The organism is Variovorax sp. GW458-11-26-14-LB1, from assembly GCF_059423965.1.
Map to the genome: position 1 here is coordinate 21,886 of NZ_JBWKYW010000043.1, position 24,188 is coordinate 46,073.

Annotated in this window: 25 protein-coding genes; 15 read left to right on the plus strand and 10 right to left on the minus strand. The window is 67.6% G+C overall.

Going from position 1 to position 24,188, the window contains the following annotated elements:
• Nucleotides 1-12: 12 nt before the first annotated feature.
• From AC07YS_RS23840 to AC07YS_RS23850, 3 genes are all read right to left on the minus strand, one after another.
• The gene (locus AC07YS_RS23840) at nucleotides 13-1,950 is read right to left on the minus strand and encodes a TRAP transporter large permease subunit (protein ID WP_495268041.1); all 1,938 of its coding nucleotides are present in this window, start codon (nucleotides 1,948-1,950) and stop codon (nucleotides 13-15) included.
• The gene (locus AC07YS_RS23845; protein ID WP_495268042.1) at nucleotides 1,947-2,618 is read right to left on the minus strand and encodes a TRAP transporter small permease subunit; all 672 of its coding nucleotides are present in this window, start codon (nucleotides 2,616-2,618) and stop codon (nucleotides 1,947-1,949) included. Before AC07YS_RS23845 ends, AC07YS_RS23840 begins: the two co-directional genes overlap by 4 nt.
• Nucleotides 2,619-2,735: 117 nt before the next feature.
• Nucleotides 2,736-3,845 carry a TRAP transporter substrate-binding protein gene (locus tag AC07YS_RS23850; protein ID WP_070061869.1) on the minus strand — a complete coding sequence of 370 codons (1,110 nt, stop codon included), beginning with the start codon at nucleotides 3,843-3,845 and terminating at the stop codon, nucleotides 2,736-2,738.
• Between the two features lie 218 nt (nucleotides 3,846-4,063).
• Between AC07YS_RS23850 and AC07YS_RS23855 the strand changes: the two genes are divergently transcribed.
• Nucleotides 4,064-4,474: a rhodanese-like domain-containing protein gene (locus AC07YS_RS23855; protein ID WP_062478826.1), complete on the plus strand. Its 411-nt coding sequence runs from the start codon at nucleotides 4,064-4,066 to the stop codon at nucleotides 4,472-4,474.
• A 15-nt stretch (nucleotides 4,475-4,489) separates the two neighbouring features.
• Here AC07YS_RS23855 and AC07YS_RS23860 read toward each other — a convergent pair whose 3' ends face one another.
• Nucleotides 4,490-4,762, minus strand: a complete 273-nt coding sequence (locus tag AC07YS_RS23860; RefSeq protein WP_095950262.1) for a DUF4242 domain-containing protein — start codon at nucleotides 4,760-4,762, stop codon at nucleotides 4,490-4,492.
• 129 nt (nucleotides 4,763-4,891) lie between these two features.
• Between AC07YS_RS23860 and AC07YS_RS23865 the strand changes: the two genes are divergently transcribed.
• Complete coding sequence (locus tag AC07YS_RS23865) at nucleotides 4,892-5,845, plus strand: AraC family transcriptional regulator (RefSeq protein WP_495268043.1); 954 nt, start codon at nucleotides 4,892-4,894, stop codon at nucleotides 5,843-5,845.
• Between the two features lie 19 nt (nucleotides 5,846-5,864).
• Here the strand turns inward: AC07YS_RS23865 and lysM are convergent, their stop codons facing one another.
• Entirely contained in the window at nucleotides 5,865-6,326 is a 462-nt protein-coding gene (lysM, locus tag AC07YS_RS23870) for a peptidoglycan-binding protein LysM (protein WP_062478819.1), read from the minus strand.
• A gap of 134 nt (nucleotides 6,327-6,460) precedes the next feature.
• Here lysM and AC07YS_RS23875 point away from each other — a divergent pair, with 134 nt between their 5' ends.
• Nucleotides 6,461-7,246, plus strand: coding sequence for a type III pantothenate kinase (locus tag AC07YS_RS23875; RefSeq protein ID WP_062478816.1), 786 nt, complete (start codon nucleotides 6,461-6,463; stop codon nucleotides 7,244-7,246).
• A gap of 27 nt (nucleotides 7,247-7,273) precedes the next feature.
• Here AC07YS_RS23875 and AC07YS_RS23880 read toward each other — a convergent pair whose 3' ends face one another.
• Genes AC07YS_RS23880 through AC07YS_RS23890 form a run of 3 tightly spaced genes read right to left on the minus strand, consistent with a single transcriptional unit; the run spans nucleotide 7,274 to nucleotide 10,381 of the window.
• Nucleotides 7,274-8,632 (minus strand): serine hydrolase domain-containing protein, encoded by a 1,359-nt coding sequence (locus tag AC07YS_RS23880; RefSeq protein WP_492730572.1) that lies wholly within the window; start codon nucleotides 8,630-8,632, stop codon nucleotides 7,274-7,276.
• Nucleotides 8,633-8,679: 47 nt separating this feature from the next.
• A complete protein-coding gene (locus AC07YS_RS23885) occupies nucleotides 8,680-9,495 on the minus strand; it encodes a crotonase/enoyl-CoA hydratase family protein (RefSeq protein ID WP_101491348.1) in 816 nt (271 codons plus the stop codon).
• Between the two features lie 37 nt (nucleotides 9,496-9,532).
• Entirely contained in the window at nucleotides 9,533-10,381 is an 849-nt protein-coding gene (locus tag AC07YS_RS23890; protein ID WP_390348149.1) for a 3-hydroxybutyryl-CoA dehydrogenase, read from the minus strand.
• 181 nt (nucleotides 10,382-10,562) lie between these two features.
• On the opposite strand from AC07YS_RS23890, the gene purT reads away from it, so the two are divergent.
• The 10 genes from purT (at nucleotide 10,563) to AC07YS_RS23940 (ending at nucleotide 21,287) form a co-directional block, all read left to right on the plus strand.
• Nucleotides 10,563-11,765, plus strand: a complete 1,203-nt coding sequence (purT, locus tag AC07YS_RS23895; protein WP_492686973.1) for a formate-dependent phosphoribosylglycinamide formyltransferase — start codon at nucleotides 10,563-10,565, stop codon at nucleotides 11,763-11,765.
• A 189-nt stretch (nucleotides 11,766-11,954) separates the two neighbouring features.
• Nucleotides 11,955-12,896 (plus strand): LipP1 family hormone-sensitive lipase, encoded by a 942-nt coding sequence (lipP1, locus tag AC07YS_RS23900; RefSeq protein WP_369630474.1) that lies wholly within the window; start codon nucleotides 11,955-11,957, stop codon nucleotides 12,894-12,896.
• A gap of 113 nt (nucleotides 12,897-13,009) precedes the next feature.
• Nucleotides 13,010-13,840: a helix-turn-helix domain-containing protein gene (locus AC07YS_RS23905; protein ID WP_495268044.1), complete on the plus strand. Its 831-nt coding sequence runs from the start codon at nucleotides 13,010-13,012 to the stop codon at nucleotides 13,838-13,840.
• Between the two features lie 21 nt (nucleotides 13,841-13,861).
• Nucleotides 13,862-14,737, plus strand: coding sequence for a branched-chain amino acid ABC transporter permease (locus tag AC07YS_RS23910; RefSeq protein ID WP_062478794.1), 876 nt, complete (start codon nucleotides 13,862-13,864; stop codon nucleotides 14,735-14,737).
• A 7-nt stretch (nucleotides 14,738-14,744) separates the two neighbouring features.
• Entirely contained in the window at nucleotides 14,745-15,821 is a 1,077-nt protein-coding gene (locus tag AC07YS_RS23915; RefSeq protein ID WP_062478791.1) for a branched-chain amino acid ABC transporter permease, read from the plus strand.
• Nucleotides 15,818-16,636 (plus strand): ABC transporter ATP-binding protein, encoded by an 819-nt coding sequence (locus tag AC07YS_RS23920; protein WP_095747054.1) that lies wholly within the window; start codon nucleotides 15,818-15,820, stop codon nucleotides 16,634-16,636. Before AC07YS_RS23915 ends, AC07YS_RS23920 begins: the two co-directional genes overlap by 4 nt.
• Before the next feature lie 277 nt (nucleotides 16,637-16,913).
• Entirely contained in the window at nucleotides 16,914-17,687 is a 774-nt protein-coding gene (locus AC07YS_RS23925; protein WP_056576626.1) for an ABC transporter ATP-binding protein, read from the plus strand.
• Between the two features lie 8 nt (nucleotides 17,688-17,695).
• Nucleotides 17,696-19,552, plus strand: coding sequence for an AMP-dependent synthetase/ligase (locus AC07YS_RS23930; RefSeq protein WP_495268045.1), 1,857 nt, complete (start codon nucleotides 17,696-17,698; stop codon nucleotides 19,550-19,552).
• Between the two features lie 32 nt (nucleotides 19,553-19,584).
• Nucleotides 19,585-20,751, plus strand: coding sequence for an ABC transporter substrate-binding protein (locus AC07YS_RS23935; protein ID WP_062478783.1), 1,167 nt, complete (start codon nucleotides 19,585-19,587; stop codon nucleotides 20,749-20,751).
• A gap of 74 nt (nucleotides 20,752-20,825) precedes the next feature.
• Nucleotides 20,826-21,287, plus strand: a complete 462-nt coding sequence (locus AC07YS_RS23940) for an EVE domain-containing protein (RefSeq protein ID WP_095950250.1) — start codon at nucleotides 20,826-20,828, stop codon at nucleotides 21,285-21,287.
• A 10-nt stretch (nucleotides 21,288-21,297) separates the two neighbouring features.
• Here the strand turns inward: AC07YS_RS23940 and AC07YS_RS23945 are convergent, their stop codons facing one another.
• Nucleotides 21,298-21,951 carry a MarC family protein gene (locus AC07YS_RS23945; RefSeq protein ID WP_056576614.1) on the minus strand — a complete coding sequence of 218 codons (654 nt, stop codon included), beginning with the start codon at nucleotides 21,949-21,951 and terminating at the stop codon, nucleotides 21,298-21,300.
• 3 nt (nucleotides 21,952-21,954) lie between these two features.
• Nucleotides 21,955-22,701: an SDR family oxidoreductase gene (locus AC07YS_RS23950; protein WP_447747690.1), complete on the minus strand. Its 747-nt coding sequence runs from the start codon at nucleotides 22,699-22,701 to the stop codon at nucleotides 21,955-21,957.
• A 139-nt stretch (nucleotides 22,702-22,840) separates the two neighbouring features.
• Here AC07YS_RS23950 and AC07YS_RS23955 point away from each other — a divergent pair, with 139 nt between their 5' ends.
• Both AC07YS_RS23955 and AC07YS_RS23960 read left to right on the plus strand, forming a co-directional pair.
• Nucleotides 22,841-23,440, plus strand: a complete 600-nt coding sequence (locus AC07YS_RS23955) for a 2-hydroxychromene-2-carboxylate isomerase (protein ID WP_495268046.1) — start codon at nucleotides 22,841-22,843, stop codon at nucleotides 23,438-23,440.
• A 54-nt stretch (nucleotides 23,441-23,494) separates the two neighbouring features.
• The gene (locus AC07YS_RS23960) at nucleotides 23,495-24,178 is read left to right on the plus strand and encodes a dienelactone hydrolase family protein (RefSeq protein ID WP_495268047.1); all 684 of its coding nucleotides are present in this window, start codon (nucleotides 23,495-23,497) and stop codon (nucleotides 24,176-24,178) included.
• The last annotated feature ends 10 nt before the right edge of the window (nucleotides 24,179-24,188 follow it).

Below are 24,188 nucleotides of genomic sequence, written 5' to 3' on the forward strand. Positions count from 1 at the left end.
AGGCGCGCGCGTTCAGCCGTACAGGTACTGCGGCAGCCACAGCGTCAGCCCCGGCCAGATGTACATGAACACCATGCACAGGATGACGATCAGCATGTACGGCATCATCCCCGCGAAGATCTGGTTGATCGTCACGTGTGGCGGTGACACCCCTTTCAGGTAGAAGGCCGACATCGCCACTGGCGGTGACAGGAACGCCGCCTGCAGGTTCACGAACACCAGCACGCCGAACAGCAGCGGGTCGATCTGGAAGTGCGCCAGCAGCGGCAGGAAGATGGGCACGAAGATCACGATGATCTCGGTCCACTCCAGCGGCCAGCCCAGCACGAAGATGATCGCTTGCGACAGCAGCAAAAACTGCAGCGGCGACAGGTTCATGCTCAGCACCCACTCCTCGACGATGCGCTGGCCGCCCAGCAGCGCGAACACCGCCGAGAACAGCGCCGAGCCCACGAAGAGCCAGCAGACCATCGAGGTGGTCTTGAGCGTGAGGAACACCGCCTCCTTGATCTTCTTGAAGTTCAGCGTGCCGGCCTGCCACGCCATCAGGAAGGCACCGGCCGCGCCGACCGCCGCCGACTCGGTGGCGGTGGTGATGCCGAACAGGATCACGCCCAGCACCACCAGCGTGAGCGTGGCCAGCGGCATCACCGACGACACCAGCATGCGCAGGATTTCGAACTGCTCGGCGTCCATGCGCCAGTAGTACCAGCCCAGCAGCGCGAGCGTGAAGAGGCAGGCCACCCAGAAGCCGGTGTAGAAGGCCTCGGGCACCGCCGCGGTCTTGGGTGCTTCGACCGCGTCGCCCAGCTGCTGCAGGCCACCCTCACTGGCAGGGGCGGCGGCGGGCTCGCTGCCCGGAGGTTCCTCGACGCCGCCGGGTGGCTCCTGCAGGCCGCTGCTTTCGGTGGTGTTCGCGGGTTCGTCGGTGCTCGGCGGCTCGGCCAGACCGGTGCCGGACGGCGCGGCTGCAGCCGGCGCGGCGGCTGCGGGTTCGCCGGTCTTCTGCGTCGCCTGCTGCGTGGCCACGGGGGCCGCCACGTTGTTGTCCTTCTGCGAGTAGATGGTCACGTACCACCACACCGAGCCCAGTGTGACGGCGGCCAGCGCCAGCGGCACCAGCGCGCTGAGCAGGCCTCGCAGCAGCATCCACCAGCTCAGGCGCACGCCCTCGACCGCGCCGCGCAAGGCACGCCCCGGCGCCACCACGGCCGCGGCGAGCGCGGGCAGCATGCGCGGGGAGTAACTGGCCGCGAGATGGGCCACCCACGGCGTGATCGGTGCGCGTTGCTGGTCGATCGGCATCTTGGGCGCCACCTTCGGTTGCAGCACGGCCCAGCCGATCACGTAGATCAGGTACAGCAGGGCGAGGAAGAAGCCCGGGAACATCGCCGCCGCATACAGCTTGACCACCGACTGCCCGGCCACGGCCGCGTACACGATGATCATCACCGAGGGCGGAATGAGAATGCCCAGCGTGCCGCCGGCCGTGATCACGCCGGCTGCCAGGCGCGTGTCGTAGCCCGCGTTGAGCATCGGGCGCATGGCGATCACGCCCATCAGCACCACCACCGCGCCCACCAGACCGCTCGCGATGCCCCAGAAGGTGCAGACGATGAGCGTGGTCACCGCCAGCGAGCCCGGCACGCGGCGGAAGGCGAGCTGCACGCTGTGGAACATCTTGTCGACCAGCGCGCCGCGCTCCATCACGTAGCCCATGAGCACGAAGAGCGGGATGGACAGCAGCGTCTCGTTGGTCATGGCCCCGAAGGCGCGCTGCACCATCAGGTCGAAGACCTTGTTGTCGAGCCAGGGCGAGGCGGGGTCGTAGAAGGCGATGAAGCCGAAGAACATGCCCAGGCCCATCAGCGTGAACGCCGTGGGAAAGCCGAGCATGATCACGAAGACGATCAGGCCCAGCATCAGCAGGCCGAGTGCGGGTTCGCTCATGCCGCACCCCCGTTGCCCGTGTCGCTCTTTCGCTGCTGCGCGGCCTGTTCGATGGCGTGGGCCTTTTCGATCACCTCGCGCTTGTCGGCCTCGTTCACGTAGCTGCTGCCGGCGAGCTGTTCGCCGACCACGTCCATTTCTTCCGCGTCCTTCAGGCGCGGCGTCCACACGCCGGTCTTCAGGCACAGCGCGCAGCGCACCATCTCGGCGATGCCCTGCAGCAGCAGCACCGCACCGGCCACGGGGATCACGAACTTGAAGGGGTACACCGGGATGGGGTCGGCGTTGAAGGTCTGTTCGTGCATCGCGAGCGATTCACCGAAGTAGGTCCAGCCCGACCAGGTGAGCGCCACCACGCCGGGCAGGAAGAAAACCGCGAACAGCACGAGGTCGAGCGCGGCCTGCGTGCGCGGCTTCATGCTGCCGTAGAAGAAATCGCCGCGCACATGGCCGGCCTGCGAGAGCGTGTAGGCGCCGCCCATCATGAAGAGCGTGCCGTACAGCATGTTGTTGGCATCGAAGATCCAGGCCGTGGGCGCGTTCAGCGCGTAGCGCTTGAACACCTCGCCGCACACCAGCAGCATCAGCGCGACGATGAGCCACGAGAAGGTCTTGCCCACCAGCATGCTGAACCGGTCGACGGCGTGGAGGAAGCGTTGGATGGTCATGTTGATGCGGGCCAGGCCCATTCCAGGAACACCGTGGAACCGGCAATGCCGGGCCACTGGTGTTGCCCCCTGCAAGGGGGAAGGCGCGCGCGACACGGGGCGCGCGAAGACCGGGGCTCAGCTCTTCTTTTTCCCGAAGTAGTGGTTGTAGGCCATCTTGAAGTCGACGCCATAGTCGTTCTGCCACTGCAGCGCACGCTCGGCGAACACGCGCTGCGACTCCAGCACCTTCTTGAAGAGCGGGTTCTCGCCGGCCTTCTTTTCCACCGTCTTGTCCCAAGCCGCGAGCTGGGCGCGCAGCACGGCGTCGGGCGTCTTGTAGAACTTGATGCCGGCCTTCTTCATGTCGGCGTAGTCCTGCGAGTTGCGCTGCACCGCCTTCCAGCTCATGTCGGCGCTGGCCGCCTGCACGGCGTAGTCGATGATGGAGCGCAGCTCCTGCGGCATCGCGGCGTACTTGCCCTTGTTGAACAGCACCTCGAACTGCTCGCCCGACTGGTGAAAGCTCTGCAGCATGCAGTTCTTCACCACGTCGGGAAAGCCCAGCACGCGGTCGCTCGAGGCGTTGTTGAATTCGGCCGCGTCGATCAGGCCGCGGTCCAGCGCGGGCACGATCTCGCCGCCGGGCAGCGGGTTCACCGCGGTGCCCATCTCGGTGAACATGTCCACGGCCAGGCCCACGGTGCGGAACTTCAGGCCCTTCATGTCCTCGACCTTGGCCACCGGCTTCTTGAACCAGCCCAGCGGCTGCGTGGGCATGGGGCCGTACAGGTACGACACCACTTCCATGTTCAGGCTCTTGTAGATCTCGTCGAGCAGCGCCTTGCCGCCGCCGTAGTTGTGCCAGGCCAGCACGGTGTTGGCGTCCATGCCGAAGCCGGGGCCCGAACCCCACAGCGCCAGCGCCGAGTTCTTGCCGTAGTGGTAGGCCACCACGCCGTGGCCGCCGTCGAGCGTGCCCTTGTTCACCGCTTCGAGCAGCTGGAAGGCGGGCACGACGGCGCCCGAGGGCAGCACCTCGATCTTCAGGCGCCCGCCGGCCATGTCGTTCACCTTCTTGGCGAAGTCGTTGGCGTACTCGTGGAAGATGTCCTTCGCCGGCCAGGTGCTCTGGAAACGCAGCGACGTGGTTTGGGCCATGCTGACCATCGGCGCGGACATCGCGCCTGCGGCCACCGCTGCGCCCTTGAGAAGGCTGCGACGGCGGGGCGATTTGCTGTCTGTCATGTGTCTCTCCATATAGTTCTCTGACCGGAACACCCAGGCCGTCGTCTTCACGTTATGGTTTCGACTGGCCGCGACCGCCATCTTTGGCGCGCCACACCTTGTGACAAACAGGGTTTTCACGAACCGGTGAAAAATTCCATCATCCGGCGTGCAGATCGATCGCCCGCAGCCGCCAAAGGCTCCGGGCTTACCCTAGAGATTCGAGAGAGAAAGCAACCATGAGTGAACCCGTTGGAGAAAAAGGCTACGCCGGCGACGTGACACCCGAGCAGGCGGCGCAGTGGATGGCGAGCGGCGAGGCCGTGCTGGTGGACGTGCGCACCGACGCCGAGCGCGAGTGGGTCGGCTACGTGCCCGGCGCCGTGCCGCTGGCCTGGAAGCAGTGGCCGGGCATGGCGATCAACCCGGCGTTCGACGACGGCGTGCGTGCCGCCGCGGAGGGCGGCAAGAAGCTGGTGCTGCTGTGCCGCAGCGGCGTGCGCTCGATCGCCGCGGCGAAGCGGGCGACCGAGCTGGGCGCGCAGGCCTACAACATCCTCGAAGGCTTCGAGGGCAACCCGGACGAGAACGGGCACCGCGGCCTGACAGGCGGCTGGCGCCGCCGCGGGCTGCCCTGGCGCCAGAACTAGAGCGCGCCGCCCGTCTCACTCGGCCGTGGCCGGGTCGATGACGCTGTACACCCGGTCCACGCGGTTGGCCGGGAAGCCGCCGAGCTCTGCGTGCCGGCGCACCAGGGCCTCGTCGGTCGCCTGGTAGACGCAGTAGATCCGGTCGTCGGCCACGTAGCTGTGGATCCACTGGATGTCGGTGCCCATGCTGCTGAGCACGCCGCAGGATTTTTGCGAGATGGCTTTCAGGTCCGCCGCGGTGAACTGGCCGGCGCCGGGGATCTCTCGCTCGATGACGAACTTGGGCATGGCGGTACTCCTGTCTAGAATCGGTCGAAGGCGACCAGTGCCTATGGTGCCGACGCGCAGCCGCCCAGCATTGCCCGTTTCGCCGGACTTGTTGACCGAAACCCCGCCCTCGCTTGCCGGGAGGTGACCATGGATGTCTTGTCGGACGTGCTGCGGACCATCCGCCTGGAGGGCGCGCTGTTCCTGAACGGGGACATGTATGCACCCTGGTGCTTCAAGGTACCCAGAGGCGCGGACATCGCGCAGGTGCTCAGGCCCGGCGCACAGCGCCTGGCCATCTGCCACCTCGTGCTGCAAGGCGAATGCTGGGCCCAGGTCGAAGGCGAGGCGCCGGTGCGCGCGCATGCCGGCGACGTGATCGCCGCGCCGCATGGCGATTCGCATGTGCTGGGCAGCGGCCTGCAGCATGCGGCGGTGGACATGTCGCATGTGGTGAGCCCGCGAGCGCCCGAACTGGCGCGCGTGCGCTACGGCGGCCAGGGCGAGCGCACCTTGCTGGTGTGCAGCTGGTTCGCGTACGAAGGCGACGCGCCCAACCCCGTCATGGCGAACATTCCGCGCCTGTTCACCACGCCCTTGCGCAGCAGGCCGGCGGGCCCGTGGATCGAGCAGTCGGTCCACTTCGTGTTGGGGGATGCGGCTTCGCACACGCCCGGCTCGGAGATGGTGGCCGCCAAAGTGGCGGAAGTGCTGTTCACCGAAGTGCTGCGCGGCTACATCGAATCCATGCCCGCCAACAACCCGGGCTGGCTGGCGGGCCTGCGCGACCCCCACGTGAGCCGCTGCCTGGCGCTGATGCACGCCGAGCCCGCGCGCAACTGGACGGTCGACGCACTGGCGCAGGAAATCCACGTCTCGCGCAGCGTGCTGGCGGACCGCTTCACCGAACTGGTGGGCGCGCCGCCCATGCATTACCTGGCGCGCTGGCGCATGGTCCTGGCCGCCGGCATGCTGCGCAAGGACCAGGGCAACCTGGCGCGCATCGCCGAAGGCGTGGGCTACGAATCGGAAGCCGCTTTCAACCGCGCATTCAAGCGCGAGTACGGCGTGTCGCCAGGGGCCTGGCGGCACAACGGCGCCTAGCGAGGCGCCGTTGCGGTGGTCAGAGTGCCGGAATGCGCAGCTTCTGTCCCGGATAGATCTTGTCGGGGTGCGACAGCATCGGCTTGTTCGCTTCGAAGATCGCGTTGTACTTGTTGGCGTCGCCGTAGTACTTCTTCGAGATGGCCGAGAGCGTGTCGCCGCGCACCACGTCGTGGTACTGGGCCGGCGGCGCCGCCGGGGCGACGAGGTTGTTGTCCACGCTCGTCACGTTGGCCACGTTGCCCGCGGCGAGCGCGGCTTTCTCGCTGGCTTCCTGCGACGGCGCCTGGCCCGCGAGGGTGACGACGCCGCTGCTGGCGGTGTAGGTCACTTCCAGTCCGGTGAGGCCGAGGTTCTGGGTCTCGATGTAGGTCTTGATGGCCGCGGCAGCTGCCGTGTTCGCATCGGGCGTGGCCGCCTGGGCCGACGAACCGCCGAACAGTTTTTCACCGGCTTCCTTGATGAAGCTGAGCAATCCCATGGTTTTCTCCTTGTGCCGTGGTGGATGGAAAAGGCGAATGTAGCGGCGGAACCGGGACCCTCCGCGTAGGCCCGCGCCGCGACTGTCAAAGAGGCGCCAGCAGGAATAACAACAAAGTCGCAATAATCGCGCGCATGTCTTCCCCCTTCCTCGCCATCGACATCGGCAACACCCGGCTCAAGTGGGCGCTTTACGAGGGGGCCTTCCCCGGTGCGGCACTGCAGGCCCATGGTGCCGAGTTTCTCGACCACATCGAACGCCTGGCCGATGGCCCCTGGGCCGAGCTGCCGGCGCCCGGTTCCATGCTGGGCTGCGTCGTGGCTGGCGACACGCTGCGGCGGCGCGCCGAAGAGCAGATCACCGAGCGCTTCGACTGCGCCCCGCGCTGGGTGGTGTCGAGCGCGGGCGAGGCCGGCATCGTCAACGGCTACGACCATCCGACGCGGCTGGGCGCCGACCGCTTCGTGGCCATGATCGGCGCGCGCCACCGCATGCTGTCGCAAGGGCCCGAGCGGCCGATGGTGGTGGTGCTGATCGGCACGGCCGTCACCGTCGAGGCGATCGATGCCAGCGGCAAGTTTTTGGGCGGCCTCATCCTGCCGGGCCACGGCATCATGCTGCGCGCGCTCGAATCGGGCACGGCGGGCCTGCACGTGCCCACCGGCGAGGTGCGTGAATTTCCCACCAACACCAGCGACGCGCTGACCAGCGGCGGCACCTACGCCATCGCGGGTGCGGTCGAGCGCATGGTGCAGCACGTGCGCTCGCACTGCGGCGCCGAACCGGCCTGCTTCATGACCGGCGGCGCGGGCTGGAAGATGGCGCCCGCCATGAACGGGGACTTCGAACTGGTCGAGAGCCTGATCATGGACGGCCTGCTCGTCATCGCGAAGGCGCGGGCCCCGGCGGCGGCCGGCTGACCCGTCTTCCTTCTTCTCACCGCCTCATCAGGGCTCGGGCTTCATCAGCGCCTCGCCCATGGCCTGGAAGGCGGGCAGGGTGAGCGGGTCGTTGCCCGCGTTGGCGGCGATCGGGTGCGCGGCGTAGCGCACGATCACCATTTCGGCCTTCGGATCGACGTAGATGCTCTGGCCGTGGATGCCGCGCGCCATGTACGCGCCGTGCGGGTTGTGCGAGACCCACCACATGTTCCGGTAGCTCCAGCCCGGCAGCAGCGCGTAGCCCGCCTTCGCGAACTTGGCCGGGTCGGCGCCGCGCTGGATGTCGTCGACCACCGCCTTGGCGATCGCCTGCTGCCCGTTGGGCGCACGCCCGCCGTTGCGCAGCGTCTCGCCGAAGCGCGCGATGTCGCGCAGCACGGTGTTCAGGCCGCCGCCGCCCGACTCGGTGCCGATGCGGTCGACCATGAAGTACGCGTCCTGCTCGGCGCCGATGCGGCGCCAGATCTTCTCGCTCAGCAGGTCGGCCAGCGAGCGGTTGGACGCGCGGCGCACGATCCAGGCCAGCACTTCGGCGTTGACCGTCTTGTAGGCAAAGGCGTCGCCGTGCGTGCCTTCCTTTTTGAGCGTGGCCAGGAATTCGTAGAACGACTTCGGGCCCGTGTAGTTGGCGCCCTGCGTGAGCATGCCGCCGGCGCGCGCATAGTCCCAGACCTCGGCCTTCGGATCGGCGTAGTTCTCGGAGTAGCGCACGCCGATGGTCATGTCCATCACCTGGCGCACGGTGGCGTCGCCGTAGGCCGTGTCCTTGAGTTCGGGCAGGTACTTGGTGACCGGCGCCGACGGGTCGAGCGTGCCTTCTTGCGCGAGGATGGCCGCCAGCGTGCCCACGAAGGACTTGGTGACCGACATCGCCAGGTGCGGCCGCTCGGGCGTGAGCGCGCCGAAGTACTTCTCGTAGACCACCTGGCCGCGGTGCAGCACCAGGATGCCGTCGGTGTAGGTGCGCGCGATCATCTGGCCGAAGGTCTGCGCCTCGCCGCCGCCCAGGGGCTGGAAGCGCACGGCCTCGATGTCGATGCGCGGCGTGGCCGCCGGCAGCGGGCTGGCGGCGCCGGGGCCGCGCCACACGTTGGCCGTGGGCACCGTCTCGCGCACGTGCGAGAAGCTCCAGCGGATGCGCGGGTACACGCCGCCGACCGGGTTGTCGAAGGTGATCTGCTTGTCGGGCGGCGGCGGAAAGCCCTGCATCCAGCCCAGCGCCTCGACCGAGGTGGCGGCGGGATCGGGCAGCGCGGGCGCCGGCGGGGTCTGGGCGAGGCTGGTGTTCACGGCAAGAAGGGTGAAGGCGGCGGCCAGCGCCGTGCGTTGAAAGAAGAGAAACGACGACACAGAAGAAGAGGGCATGCAACGGGCTCCAGTGGACGACAGAAACGGAACGGAAATCAACAGCCTCAGCGGCCGCTGAAACGCGCAGGCCGGCGCTCGATGAAGGAGCGCACGCCCTCGGCCGCGTCCTCGCTGTTCGACAGGCGTTTCTGCGTCTCGATGAATTCCGCCACGGCCGCCAGCGGCCCGTGTTCGATCGCCTTGAGCACGTTGAGCCGCGTGGCCTGCACGGCCAGCGGCGCCTGGGCCGCGATGCGCTGCGCGATCTGCAGCGCCGCGTCGAGCTCCTGGCCGGCCGGCACCACCTTCTGCACGAAGTTCAGGCGATAGGCCTCGGCGCTGTCGAATTCGTCGGCCGTGAGCAGGTGCAGCATCGCGTTGCCCAGCCCTGCGCGCTCGGCCATGCGCAGCGTGGCGCCGCCCGTGGCCATGATGCCGCGCTGCACTTCCATCTGCGAGAAGCGGCAGTTGTCGGCCGCCACCACGATGTCGGCGCCCAGCATGAGCTCGATGCCCACCGTGAAGCAGATGCCCTTCACGGCCGCGACCATCGGCTTGGTGCGGCGGCGGTAGCCCTCCAGGCCGAAGTCGTGCGGCTCCACCAGCCCGGCCGGGATCGCCTTCTCGCCGCGCTTCATGTACTCGGTGACCGCCGGCAGGTCCAGGCCCGCCGTGAAGTGGTCGCCGAAGGCATGCAGCACGCCCACGTGCAGGCTGGGGTCGTCGTCCAGCCGCGTGTAGGCCTCGGCCAGCTGCTTGAACATCGGCGGCGTCCAGCCGTTGCGCTTGGCGGGGCGGTTGATGCCGATCAGCAGCACGTGGTCGAGCACCTGCGTGTCGATGCAGCCTTCGGCGGGCGGGGTGGTGGGGGTGGCGGTCATGGCGTTGCTTGTCTCCTTGTTTTTATGAAATGCCGGATCAGTACGTATAGACGCCGCGGCCGGTCTTGCGACCCAGCTGGCCGGCGGCGACCATTTCCTTGAGCAGCGGGCAGGGGCGGTACTTGGAATCGCCGAACTGCTCCAGGTACACCTCCATCACGGCCAGGCACACGTCCAGGCCGATCATGTCGGCCAGCGCCAGCGGGCCGATGGGCTGGTTGCAGCCCAGCTTCATGCCGGCGTCGATGTCCTCGGCGGTGGCCAGGCCCTCGGCCAGCACGAAGAAGGCTTCGTTGATCATCGGCACCAGGATGCGGTTGACCACGAAGCCCGGCGCGTTCTTCACCGTGATGGGCGACTTGCCCAGCTTCTCGGCCAGCGCCTTCACCGCGTCGTGCGTGGCGTCGCTCGTGAGGTAGCCGCGGATCAGCTCCACCAGCGCCATCATCGGCACCGGGTTGAAGAAGTGCATGCCGATGAAGCGGTCGGCGCGCGAGGTGGCGGCGGCCAGCTGCGTGATCGAGATCGACGAGGTGTTCGACGCGATGATCACCTCGGGGCCCACCAGCTCGTCCACCTGCTTGAGGATCTTGAGCTTGAGCGCGTGGTTCTCGGTGGCGGCCTCGATGACCAGCTGCGCACCCTTCAGGTCGTTGTAGTCGGTCGAGCCCTTGACCAGCGCCAGCGCGGCGGCCTTCTGCTCGGCCGTGAGCTTTTCCTTCTTGATCAGGCGGTCGAGGCTGCCCGAAATGGTGGCGATGCCCTTGTCGACGGCGGCCTGGGCCACGTCGATCATCACCACGTTGACACCCGACACCGCGCAGGCCTGGGCAATGCCGTTGCCCATGGTGCCGGCGCCGATGATGCCCACAGTCTGAATCGTCATGAAAAATGCTCCTTGAAACAAAAAAAGAAAATCGGAGGCGAGGGCGGGCGCAAGGCCGCCGTCGCGCAATGGCGGTCATTGTGAATCAGCCCGGAGGGGCCGCCGTTCCCGTGGGCGACACCGGCCCGGGGTGGCTTACAGTGCTGCGATTGTTTTCAACCCCATTTTTTCGAGCCCTCGCATGACCACCCTCGGCACCCCCCTGTCCCCTTCCGCCACCCGCGTGATGCTGCTCGGCTCCGGCGAGCTCGGCAAGGAGGTGCTGATCGCCCTGCAGCGCCTGGGCGTCGAGACCATCGCCGTCGACCGCTACGAGAACGCCCCCGGCCAGCAGGTGGCGCACCACGCGCGCACCATCACCATGAGCGACCCCGACCAGCTCAAGGCGCTCATCGAGGCCGAGAAGCCCACGCTGGTGGTGCCCGAGATCGAGGCCATCGCCACGCCCATGCTGCAGCAGCTGGAAGACGCGGGCGTGGTGCGCGTGATTCCCACGGCCCGCGCCGCCCGCCTCACGATGGACCGCGAAGGCATCCGCCGCCTGGCCGCCGAGACGCTGGGCGTGCCCACCAGCCCCTACAAGTTCTGCGACTCGCTGGCCGAGCTGCAGGCCGCCATCGACGGCGGCATCGGGTACCCCTGCATCGTCAAGCCCGTGATGAGCAGCTCCGGCAAGGGCCAGAGCAAGATCGACGGCCCGGCCGACGTGCAGAAGGCCTGGGACTACGCCATGGCCGGCGGTCGCGTGAGCCACGGCCGCGTGATCGTCGAGGGCTTCATCGACTTCGACTACGAGATCACGCTGCTGACCGTGCGCGCCAAGGATGCGGCCGGTGCCGTCGAAACGAAGTTCTGCGACCCCATCGGCCACGTGCAGGTCAGCGGCGACTACGTGGAAAGCTGGCAGCCGCACCCCATGGCGCCGGCCGCATTGCAGAAGGCGCAGCAGATCGCGCAGGCCGTCACGGCCGACCTGGGCGGGCAGGGCCTGTTCGGCGTCGAGCTGTTCGTGAAGGGCGACGAGGTCTGGTTCAGCGAGGTCAGCCCGCGCCCGCACGACACCGGCATGGTCACCATGGCCACGCAGTGGCAGAACGAGTTCGAGCTGCATGCGCGCGCCATCCTCGGCCTGCCGGTCGACACCTCGCTCAAGAGCCCGGGCGCCAGCGCCGTGATCTACGGCGGCGTGGACGCCACCGGCATCGCCTTCGACGGCGTGGCCGAGGCGCTGCAGGTGCCGGGCAGCGACATCCGCCTGTTCGGCAAGCCCGAGAGCTTCGTCAAGCGCCGCATGGGCGTGGCGCTGGTGCATGCGGCCGACACCGACACGGCCCGCAAGCTGGCCAAGGAAGCCGCCTCGCGCGTGAAGCCGCGCACGGCCTGAGCGACCGAACCCTCCGGGTGAACCCGCGAGCCGGGCCCCGGTAGCCAGTTTTCGCAAGCGACCCCGCAGCGGTGCGGGCATGGTGCGGGTCTTGTCGCCAGGACGCCGGTCGGGTGCGGGTGCATGCGGATAGCCCGCAGGCGCCCCGCCCTCCACACTGAGCGCTCCGTTCGATTCACCGGAGACACCATGCTGCATCCCCAGGCGCGCGCCTTGCTGGATTTCATCGAAGCGCGCGGCATTCCGCCGACCCACACCCTGTCGCCCGCCGACGCGCGGGCCTACTACCGCGAGCGCCGCACCGCCACGCAGCCGCTGCCGGCCGAGGTCGCCGAGGTGCGCGACCTCGCCGCCGACGGGCCGCACGGCACCATTGCGGTGCGGCTGTACAAGCCGCTCGGCGCAGGCCCGGGCCCGCTGCCGGTGCTCGTGTACTACCACGGCGGCGGCTGGGTCATCGGCGACCTCGACACGCACGACGTGCTGTGCCGCGAGCTGGCCAACGGCGCGGGCTGCGCGGTGGTCGCGGTCGACTACCGCATGGGCCCCGAGCACCGCTTTCCCACCGCCGTGGACGACGTGCTCGCCGCCACGCGCTGGGTGCGCCGCGAAGCTGCCGCACTGGGGCTCGATGCGAGCCGCCTCGCGGTGGGCGGCGACAGCGCGGGCGGCAACCTCGCGGCCGTGGCGTCGATCGCCGCGCGCGATGCGGGTGACCTGCCGATCGTGTTCCAGCTCCTGATCTACCCGGCCACCGACATGCGCCGCGGCCATCCGTCGCACCAGGCGAACGGGCAGGGCTACCTGCTCACGCGCGACACGATGACCTACTTCCACGACCACTACATCACCGACGCGAAGCACGACCTCGACTGGCGCGCCTCGCCGCTGCTGCACACCGACCTGGCGGGCCTGCCGCCCGCGCTCGTGCTCACGGCCGGCTACGACCCGCTGCGCGACGAAGGCGCGGCGTATGCCGAGGCGCTCACGGCCGCAGGCAACCGCGCGAACTACGTGTGCTTCGAGCGCCAGATCCATGGCTTCATCACCATGGGCAAGGTGCTCGACGAGGCCCACACCGCCGTCGCGTTGTGCGCGGCGGAACTGCGCCGCGCGTTCGCGCCGGCCTAGGGAAAGTCCCCGCGCAAATGGATGCCGCGCGCAAGGCCCCCGCCGCTACGATCCAGCGAACACGGCGCCACCCCCCGGTCGGACGTCGTCGACCGATGCAGGAGACAGACACCATGCAGCGAACCAGGACGTCGACGCCTTCGGGCGGCGATGCACGGCAGGGCGAACGCCTCATGTGGCTCACGCCGCAACGCGTCTTCTACGCCGGGCTGCTCGGCGCCGCGGCCGAGCGCGCCATGGGCGGGCACGGCGTGTACGTGTCGCCCGCCGGTGCGCCGCCCAACCGCATCCGCATCGGCGGCGGGGCCTGGCAAAGCGGCGAGTTCATCGTGGTGCCACCGCACGTGCCGCACCAGGTCGAGAGCGCCTGTCCGCTGATCTTCAACCTGCTGATCGAATCGGAGTCGGTCGATCCCGCGCGCATGCCGGCCTTTTTGCAGCACTGCGGCCCGGTCGATGCGCCGGCCTTCGTGCAGCGCATGCGCGAGGTCCATGCCCACCTGCTGGCGGCCTCGGCGCGCGGCATCGACTTCGACGGCTTCGATTTCGACGCGCTGTTCTTCGACGGCCCGCTCACGTCGCGCCCGCTCGACGCGCGCATCCGCAAGGTGGTCGACATGCTCGTGGCCGACCCGGCCGCGCCCGCCTCGGCGGAAGACTGCGCGGCCTCGGTGCACCTGTCGTTCTCGCGCTTCCTGCACCTGTTCAAGCAGGAGACCGGCATGGCCTTTCGCGGCTTCCGGGCCTGGAAGCGCGCGCGCAGCCTGCTGCGCTATGTGCACCAGAGCGGCACGCTCACCGACATCGCGCTGGACACCGGCTACCCCGACTCCACGCACTTCAGCCATTCGATCCGCCAGGTCTACGGGCTCAAGCCCAGCGACATCGTGGCGGGCTCGCGCCGCCTCGCGCTGCACGACGCGGCCGGCGGGTTCCGGCAGTAAGCGCAGGCGGGACGGCATCGCATGCAGATCCTCCAACTCCTGCTGTCGGGCATCGCGCAAGGGTGCATCTACGGGCTCATCGCACTGGGCTTCGTGCTGATCTACAAGGCCACCGAAACGGTGAGCTTCGCGCAGGGCGACCTGATGATGCTCGGCGCGTTCGGTGCCTTCGCGGGCATGTCGCTGTTCGGCATGCCGTTCTGGCTCGCGGCGCTGCTGGCCGTGGTGGCCATGGCGGCCTTCGGCGTGCTGCTCGAGCTGGTGGTGATCCGCCCGATCCTCGGGCAGCCGCAGTTCTCGATCGTGATGCTGACCATCGGCATCGCCTACGTGGCGCGCGGCCTGATCACCATGGTGCCGGGCATCGGCACCGACACCCACACGCTGGCCGTGCCTTACAAGGACCAGATCTGGAAGCTGGGCGAGCTGGTGGTGAACCTGGAGCAGTTCGTGATCATCATCGCTACCGCGATCCTGTGCGGCCTGCTGTACGCCATGTTCCGCTACAGCAAGCTGGGCATCGCGATGCAGGCCTCGTCGCAGAACCAGCTCGCGGCCTACTACATGGGCATTCCGGTGAAGCGGCTCAACGGGCTGGTGTGGGGGCTCGCCGCCGCCGTGGCAGCCATCGCCGGCATGCTGCTGGCGCCCATCACCTTCGTGCACGCCAACATGGGCTTCATCGGACTGAAGGCCTTTCCGGCCGCGGTGGTCGGTGGCTTCGGCAGCCTGCCGGGCGCAATCGTCGGCGGGCTGGTGATCGGCATCGTCGAGTCGTTCGCTGGCTTCTACCTGCCCGATGGTTTCAAGGACACGGCGCCGTACATCGTGGTGCTGCTGATGCTCATGATCAAGCCGAACGGTCTGTTCGGCGAGAAGCTGCGCAAGAAGGTCTGAACATCCCATGCGCTTCATCTTCAAGACCAGCTACGACCAGGACATCCGCCTCGCGCGGCACGGCGGCCACGTGCTCTGGTACAGCCTGCTCGTGGCCTTCCTGCTCGTCGCGCCGTGGGTCATCGACGAGTACTGGCTCGCGCAGCTGACCTTCGTGCTGATCTACGGCATCGTCGGCCTGGGGCTGATGCTGCTGGCGGGCTTCACGGGGCAGTTCTCCATCGGGCACGCGGCGTTTCTCGGAACGGGCGCGTACACGCAAGGGGTGCTGACGAACATGGGCGTGCCGTTTCCGCTCGCGCTGCTGGCGTCGGCGGCGCTCTCGGCGGCGGTGGGCGTGGTGGTGGCGATGCCGGCGCTGCGCGTGAAGGGCATCTACCTGGGCATCGCGACGCTGTCCTTCGGCTTCATCGTCGAGGAGGTGTTCGCGCGCTGGGAAAGCGTGACGGGCGGCAACGCGGGCCTGCATGTGAAGTCGCCGCAGCTGTTCGGCTGGTCGCTGGGCTCGGGCGAAGGCTTCTACTTTCTGTGCCTGGTGGTCGCGGTGGTGTCCACGCTGGGCATCCTGAACCTGCTGCGCTCGCCGACGGGGCGCGCCTTCGTGGCGATCCGCGATTCGGAGATTTCGGCGCAGAGCATGGGCATCCACCTGGCGCGCTACAAAACGATGTCGTTCGCGATCTCGGCCGCGCTCGCGGGGCTGGGCGGTGCGCTGTATGCGCACAAGCTGAGCTTCATTTCGCCGGACCAGTTCAACATCCTGCAGTCGATCGACCTGCTGCTGATGGTGGTGATCGGCGGGCTGGGCTCGGTGCACGGCGCGTTCCTCGGTGCGATTTTTCTCATCGCGATGCCGCAGCTGATCTCGATGGGCAAGGACTGGCTGCCGGCGGTGGTCGGGCAGGCACCCGGCCTGCAGGGGCTGGTGTACGGGCTGGTGCTGATCGCCTTCGTGTTGTTCGAGCCGCTGGGGCTGTACGGGCGCTGGCTCAAGATCCGCACCTGGCTGCAGCTCTTCCCGTTCTACCGCAAGGGGCTGTTCAAGCGGCAGAAGTCGTTCACCAAATCGGACCGGCTGAGATGAGCAACGACGTCCTTCTTTCCGCGAAAGACCTGAGCGTGCGCTTCGGCGGCGTGCTGGCGGTCAACAAGGTGAGCTTCGACGTGCGGCGCGGCGAGGTGTTCACGCTCATCGGCCCGAACGGCGCGGGCAAGACGACGGTGTTCAACCTGATCAGCCGCATCTACACGCCGACCACGGGCGAGATCACCTGGCATGGCGAGGCGGGCGGGGCGATCGCGCTCACGCAGCAGGCACCGCACGCGATTGCCGCACTGGGCATTGCACGCACCTTCCAGAACATCGAGCTGTTCGAGCATGCGACGGTGCTGCACAACCTGCTGATCGGGCGCCACACGCACCGGCAGACGGGCTTCTGGAGCGAGGTGTTCTTCACGCCGGCCACGCGCCGCGCCGAGATCGCGGCGCGCGAGAAGGCGGAGCAGGTGATCGACCTGCTCGACCTGCAGCACTACCGCGACTCGATGGTGGCGGGGCTGCCCTACGGCGTTCGCAAGGTGGTGGAGCTGGCGCGCGCGCTGTGCACCGAGCCCAAGCTGCTGCTGCTCGACGAGCCTTCTTCGGGGCTCAATGTCGAGGAGACGGCGGACATGGCGTTCTGGATTCAGGACATCCAGCACGAGCTGGGGGTGTCGGTGCTGATGGTCGAGCACGACATGTCGCTGGTTTCCAAGGTGTCGGATCGCGTGCTGGCGATGAACCAGGGGGAGGTGCTGGCTACCGGGTCTCCGCGCGAGGTGCAGGCCGATTCGCGGGTCATCGAGGCTTACCTTGGGACTGTGGATGACGTGAGCAGTTTGCGGAGGGTGGTGGCGTGACTTGCTTCTTCGTTACCCCTTTGGAGGCGCCCGGTGCGCGGCACGGCGCGGTCGCCCCCACTGCGCCGGCCGCTGCGCGGCTCCCCTGCGGTGCTCGCGTTTCGCGGGGTCTCGCAGAACTCGCTTCGCTCAAACAGCTGCGAGCCCTGATCCGCGAAACGCTGCGCTCCTCGGCGGCACAGAGGGGGCGCCCACGCCGCACCGCGCACCGGGCTTCGTGGTGGCGTGAGTGTTCTGTGCGTTTCGAATGTTCTGCCTCGAACCAGGGAGTGCGCGCATGAGCGACGTCGTGCTTCAACTGCTCAACGTCGAGAGCGCCTATGGCCCGATCAAGGCCATCCGCGGCGTGAGCCTGAAGGTGCGCAAGGGCGAGATCGCCACCGTGCTCGGCTCCAACGGCGCGGGCAAGACGACGATCCTCAAGACCATCTCGGGGATCATCGATCCGCGCAAGGGCAGCATCGAGTTCCAGGGGCAGGACATCACGGCGAAAGACCCGGCCTTCATCGTGCAGCAGGGGCTGAGCCACGTGCCCGAAGGGCGCGAGGTGTTCCCGCTGCTGTCGGTGAAGGACAACCTGCTGATGGGCGCCTACACGCGCAAGGACCGCGACGGCGTGGCGCGGGACATCGAGACCGTCTTCACCTACTTCCCGATCCTGCGCGAGCGCGCCACGCAGGACGCCGGCCTGCTCTCGGGCGGGCAGCAGCAGATGCTGGCGATCTCGCGCGCCATCATGGCGGCGCCGCACCTCATCCTTCTGGACGAACCCAGCCTGGGCCTGAGCCCCAAGCTCACCAAGGAGATCTTCGAGATCGTGGTGCGCATCAACCGCGAGCGCGGCACCACCATCCTGCTGGTGGAGCAGAACGCGAACATGGCGCTCAATGCCGCCGACCACGGCTATGTGCTGGAGAACGGCCGCATCGTGATGGAAGACTCGTGCGAGCGCCTGCGCGAAAAGGACGACATCAAGGAGTTCTACCTCGGTGTCAAGGACGACGGCGTGCGCGGCGAGCGGCGCTGGAAAAAGAAGAAGACCTGGAGGTAGCCGTCGCCATGCAAGGACTCTGGGATCTGCGAACCATCGAACCCGGCCACGACATCCTCGTGCCCGGCGACACGCTCTCGGCCATGTTCTGGAACGCCGTGCGCCAGCGCGGCGACAACATCTGGATGCGGCAGAAGGAGCTGGGCATCTGGCGCAGCTGGAGCTGGCGCCAGACGGCCGAGGCCGTGCGCGAGATCGCGGCCGGGCTGCAGGCCATCGGCTTCACGCGCGGCGAGTGCGCGTCCATTCTTTCCAACACCGTCATCGAATGGGTGCTGGCCGACCTGGCCGTGCTCAGCTGCGGCGGTGTGTCGAACGGCATCTACCCGACCGACGCCGCCTCGCAGGTGCAATACCTGTGCGAAGACTCGCGCACCACGGTGCTCTTCGTGGAAGACGACGAGCAGCTCGACAAGGCGCTCGAGGTGCGCGCCCGCCTGCCCGGCCTGCGCCGCGTGGTCGTGTTCGACATGGAAGGCCTGCGCGAGCTCGACGACCCGGGCGTGATGAGCCTCGATGCGCTGCGCGCCCTCGGCCGCACGCACCTGGCGGGCGACCCGCAGGCGGTGGAGCGCAGCGTGGCGGCCTGCCGGCCCGAAGACCTGGCCATTCTTGTCTACACCTCGGGCACCACCGGCAAGCCCAAGGGCGCCATGCACAGCCACGCGGGGCTGGTGTACACCGCACGCGGCTACAACACGCTCATCGCGCAGGACGAGAAAGACGAGCGCATGTGCTTCCTGCCGCTGTGCCACATCGCCGAGCGCATGGGCGGCGAGTACTTCGCGATGTACACGGGCTCGATCCTCAACTTCGTCGAGAACCCCGAGACGGTGCCCGAGAACGTGCGCGAGATCGCGCCCACGGTGTTCACCGGCGTGCCGCGCGTGTGGGAGAAGTTCTATTCGGGCGTGATGATCGCGCTGAAGGAGGCCAGCCCGCTGCAGCAGGCCGCCTACCACTGGAGCATCGGCGTGGGCGAGACCATTGCCAACAAGGTGCTCGCGGGGCAGGAGATCGGCACGGGGCTGCGCCTGAAGTTCCGGCTCGCGCGGCTGCTGGCGCTGGACAACGCGCGCAAGCTCATCGGCATCCACCGCGCGCGCTTTCTCGTGACCGGCGCGGCGCCCATTTCGCCCGAGCTGGTCAAGTGGTACCTCGCGCTGGGCGTGCCCATGCTCGAGGTGTGGGGCATGACGGAGTCGTGCGGCGCCTCCACCGCCGTGCCCGTCACCCGCATCAAGCCGGGCTCCATCGGCCCGGCCACGGGCTACAACGAGGTGCGCATCGATCCGGCCACCAGCGAGATCCTGGTGCGCGGCCCCAATGTCTTCATGGGCTATTTGAATCTGCCCGAGAAAACCGCCGAGACCATCGACGCCGACGGCTGGCTGCACACGGGCGACGTGGGCGTGATGGACGAGGACGGGTATTTCCGCATCACCGACCGGATGAAAGACATCATCATCACGGCAGGCGGCAAGAACGTGACCCCGAGCGAGCTGGAGAACGAGCTCAAGTTCAGCCTCTACATCACCGATGCCGTGGTGATCGGCGACAAGAGGCCCTACCTCACGGTGATCGTCATGATCGACCAGGAGAACGTCGAAAAGTTTGCGCAGGACCACGACGTGCCGTTCAGCAACTACGAGAGCCTGACACGCACGCAGGAAGTGCAGGACCTGATCCAGGGTGAGATCGATCGCGTCAACGCCAAGTTCGCGCGCGTCGAGCAGATCAAGAAGTTCTTCCTGCTCGAGACGCAGCTCAGCGCCGAGGACGAGGAGCTCACGCCCACGATGAAGCTCAAGCGCAAGCTGGTGCAGACCAAGTACGCGCAGCGCATCGACGCCATGTACCGCTGACCTCTTTTTTGCCAACCCGAGGAGACAACGCTATGACGAAGCTCAAGACATTGACGACGCTGGCCGTGCTGGGCTTGATCGCGACGCTCGCGTCCGCGCAGCAGCAGGGCGTGAGCAAGGACGAGATCCGCATCGGCACCATCCAGGATCTGTCGGGTCCGCTGGCGGGCTTCGGCAAGCAGGCGCGCAACGGCATGCAGCTGCGCGTGGACGAGCTCAACGAGCAGGGCACGCTGAACGGCCGCAAGCTCAAGCTCTTCGTCGAAGACTCGGGCTACGACCCGAAGAAGGCGGTGCTGGCGGCGCAGAAGCTGGTCAACCAGGAAAAGATCTTCATCATGGCCGGCCACATCGGCACGGCGCAGAACATGGCGGCGATGCCGGTGCAGTTCGACAAGAACGTCGTCAACTACATGCCGATCACCGCGGCGCGCGAAATGTACGAGCCGCTGAACCGGCTGAAGTATTCGTTCGCGGCCACCTACTACGACCAGATCCGCCTGGCGCTGCCCAAGATGATCAAGGACAAGGGCGCCAAGAAGGTCTGCACGATCTACCAGGACGACGAGTTCGGCCTGGAAGTGCAGCGCGGCGCCGAGGCCGGCCTGAAGGCCGCGGGCATGGAGCTGGCCGAGAAGACCTCGTTCAAGCGCGGCGCCACCGACTTCAGCTCGCAGGTCGCCAAGATGAAGGCCGCCAACTGCGACCTCGTGGTGCTCGGCACCATCATCCGCGAGACCATCGGCACGGTGGGCGAGTCGCGCAAGACCGGCTTCAACCCGACCTTCCTGGGTTCGAGCGCGGCCTACACCGATCTGATCCACAAGCTGGGCGGCAAGGCTATGGACGGCGTGTACGCCACCATGACGGTGCAGAACCCCTACACCGACGAGCAGTCGCAGCCGCTGCGCTTCTGGGCCAACAAGTACAAGACCAAGTTCAACGAAGACCCGACCGTGTTCTCGGTGTACGGCTACGTGATCATCGACTCGTTCATCAAGGCCGCCACCAAGGCCGGCCCGAACCTGACGACTGACAGCTTCATCAAGGCGATGGACAGCATCACCTTCGAGCCCGACATGTTCGGCAGCCCGAAGAGCACCTACACCGCCACCAAGCGCCTGGGCAACGACCAGTCGCGGCTGTCGCAGATCAAGGACGGCAAGTGGGTCGTCGTGTCTGACTACGTGACACCGTAAGCGAGGCTCGCCCCGGTACCGTACTGGGGGCGAGCGGCTATATTCCGCGAAATCCCCTTCGCGAGACTGCCGCCATGCCCCAGTACTGGTTGATGAAATCCGAGCCCGACGAGGTCTCGATCGACGATGCCCTCGCCGCGCCCGATGCCACCGTGGCGTGGACCGGCGTGCGCAACTACCAGGCACGCAACTTCATGCGCGACGGCATGAAGGTCGGCGACGGCGTGCTGTTCTATCACTCGAGCTGCCCCGAGCCCGGCATTGCCGGCATCGCGCGCGTGGCCTCCGGCATCCAGCCTGATCCGACGCAGTTCGACCCGAAGTCGCCGTACTACGACGCCGGCGCGAAGAAGGAAGACCCGCGCTGGCTGCTGGTCGACGTGCAGGCGCTGCGCAAGACGCGGCTGCTGTCGCTGCCCGAGCTGCGCGCCAGGCCCGAGCTGGCCGATCTGGTCATCCTGCGCAAGGGCAACCGGCTGTCGATCACACCGGTGGAGCCCGCGCACTGGAAGGTCATCGAGAAGATGCTGGCCTGAACGAACCTGTTCAGGCGACTTTCGACAGGATCGGGAACAGCTTGCCGAGCCCGTCGGCCATCACCTCGACCGCGAGCGCCGCGAGGATCAGGCCCATCAGCCGCGTCATGATGTTGATGCCGGTCTTGCCGAGCACCCGCGCGATCGGCTGCGCGAGCGAAAAGGCCAGCGCGGTCGCCAGCGCCACCACCACGCCATAGCCGACCAGCAGCCCCAGCTCCCACAGGTGCTGTGTCTTGTCGGCGTAGATCACCACCGTGGAGATCGCGGCCGGGCCGGTGAGCAGCGGAATCGTGAGCGGCACCACCGCGATGGAGGCGCCCATCGACGCCTTCACTTCCACCGCGCGCAGCTCGTCGACGTTGGTCTTGCTCTCGGCCGGTTGCGCGTTGAGCATCGAGATCGAGCTCATGAGCAGCAGCAGCCCGCCGCCGACCTGGAAGCTCGCGATCGAGATGCCGAAGAAGGACAGCAGTTGCAGCCCGATGAGCGCGCTCACGGCAATGACCACGAAGGCGCTGAAGGCCGACATGCGCACTGTGCGCTTGCGCTGGGCGTCGGAATAGTCCTGCGTGTAGTGGATGAAGAAGGGCACGATGGCCAGCGGATTGACGATGGCCACCAGCGTGACCAGCGGCTTGATGAGGTCCATGGAAGTGCTCATGGCTCAGCGTCCTCCGGTCACGTCGAGCAGGGCCATGGTGGTGTAGCTGGCCTCGGGCGAGAGCAGCCACAGGACGGCACCGGCAATTTCTTCGGCGGTGCCGCTGCGCTTCATCGGCACGCCTGGGCCCATCTCGGCGGCGCGGCCAGGCTGGCCGCCGGAGGCGTGGATGTCGGTGTCGATCACGCCGGGGCGCACCGCGTTCACGCGGATGCCTTCGTCGGCCACTTCCTTGGCCAGGCCGATGGTGAAGGTGTCGATGGCTGCCTTGCTGGCCGCGTAGTCGACGTACTGGCCGGGCGAGCCGATGCGCGCGGCGCCGCTGGAGATGTTGACGATGGCACCGCCTTCGCCGCCGTGCTTCGTGCTCATGCGGCGCACGGCTTCGCGGGCGCAGACGAAGCTGCCGATCACGTTGATGCGGAACATGCGCTCCAGGCGCGCCACGCTCATCTCGTCGACGCGCGCCTGCACGTCGACCACGCCGGCGTTGTTCACGAGTGCGGTGAGGCGCCCGAGCTTGGCGTCGACCTTCGCGAACATCGCGAGCACCTGGGCTTCGTCGCCCACGTCGGCCTGCACCGCCATGGCGGTGCCGCCGCCCGCGCGGATGGTGCGCACCACCTCGTCGGCGGCCAGCGAGTTGCTGGCGTAGTTCACGGCCACGGCGTAGCCGCGCTTCGCGGCGAGCAAGGCCGTGGCGGCACCAATGCCGCGCCCACCGCCGGTGATCAAGAGCACCTGGTCCAAATCCCACCTCCTGCAGAGAAACTGTGCGTCAGTTAAAACCGACGGCCTGGATTACATCACCGAGGGCTGGCGCATCAGCGCGAGCACCGCGCCGCCCCAAGCCAGCTCGCACCGCAGTGCGCAGCACGGAGGTTACTGAATGCACAAGACCATCGACTATTACTTTGCGCCACAGAGCCCGTGGACCTATCTGGGGCATACCCGCTTTGCCGCCATCGCCGCGGCCGCCGGCGCCACCGTGCGCGTGCGGCCCATCGACATGGGCAGCGTGTTCCCTGTGTCGGGCGGGCTGCCGCTGGGCAAGCGCGCACCGCAGCGCCAGGCCTACCGGCTGCTCGAGCTGGCGCGCTTCTCGAAGCACCTGGGCCTGCCGCTGAACCCGAAGCCGAAGTTCTTTCCGGTGGCCGGCGACGATGCGGCGCGGCTGATCATCGCGGTCGACATGCACGACGGCACCGAGGCCGCGATGCGCATCAGCGCGGCGGTGTTCGCGGCCGTGTGGGTTCAGGAGCGGAACATCGGCGACCCGAACCTGCTCGAAGCCCTGGTCGCGGAATGCGGCCTGCCGGTCAAGCGCGCCGAGCAATCGCAGAGCCAGGCGGTGCAGGAGCGTTACGAGGCTTACACGCAGGAAGCGATCGACATCCAGGTGTTCGGCGCGCCGAGCTACGTGATCGACGGCGAGATCTTCTGGGGCCAGGACCGGCTCGATTTCGTCGAGCGGGCGCTGCGCGCGTAACGGCGCAAGCCGACCCGCTTTTTCTTTTTCATTCCATCGTTTCAGGAGAACCCCATGGGCCAATTCATCGACCTCACCGCCAAGGATGGCTTCACCTTTCCCGCCTACGTGGCCGAGCCCACGGGCACGCCGCGCGGTGCCGTGGTGGTGGTGCCGGAAATCTTCGGCGTGAACTCGCACATCCGCTCGGTGGCCGACGGCTATGCGGCTGACGGCTATCTGGCCGTGGCGCCGTCGACCTTTCACCGCGTCAAGCCCGGCGTCGAGCTGGGCTACAGCGACGACGACATGAAGACCGGCTTCGGCTACAAGACCGCGGTCGAGGCGCTGCCCGCGCCCGGCGTGCTGCAGGACCTCGAAGCCGCGATCGCCTACGCCTCGAAGGCGGGCAAGGTCGGCATCGTCGGTTACTGCTGGGGCGGCCTGCTGGTCTGGCGCGCAGCGGCCCTGCTGCCGGGCCTGGCCGCTGCCGCACCTTATTACGGTGGCGGCATGACGACGCCGGAAGAAAGCGCACGCCAGCCGAAGGTGCCGGTGCTCGCGCAGTTCGGCAACCGCGACCACTGGATTCCGCTGGACACCATCGAGGCCTTCAAGAAGGCGCACCCCGAGGTGGAAGTGCATGTCTACGAGGCCGACCACGGCTTCAACTGCGACCAGCGCGGTTCGTACAACGCCGAGGCGGCGAAGCCGGCGCGTGAACGCGTGCTGGCCTTCTTTGCCAAGCACGTCGGCTGATCCGGTACGT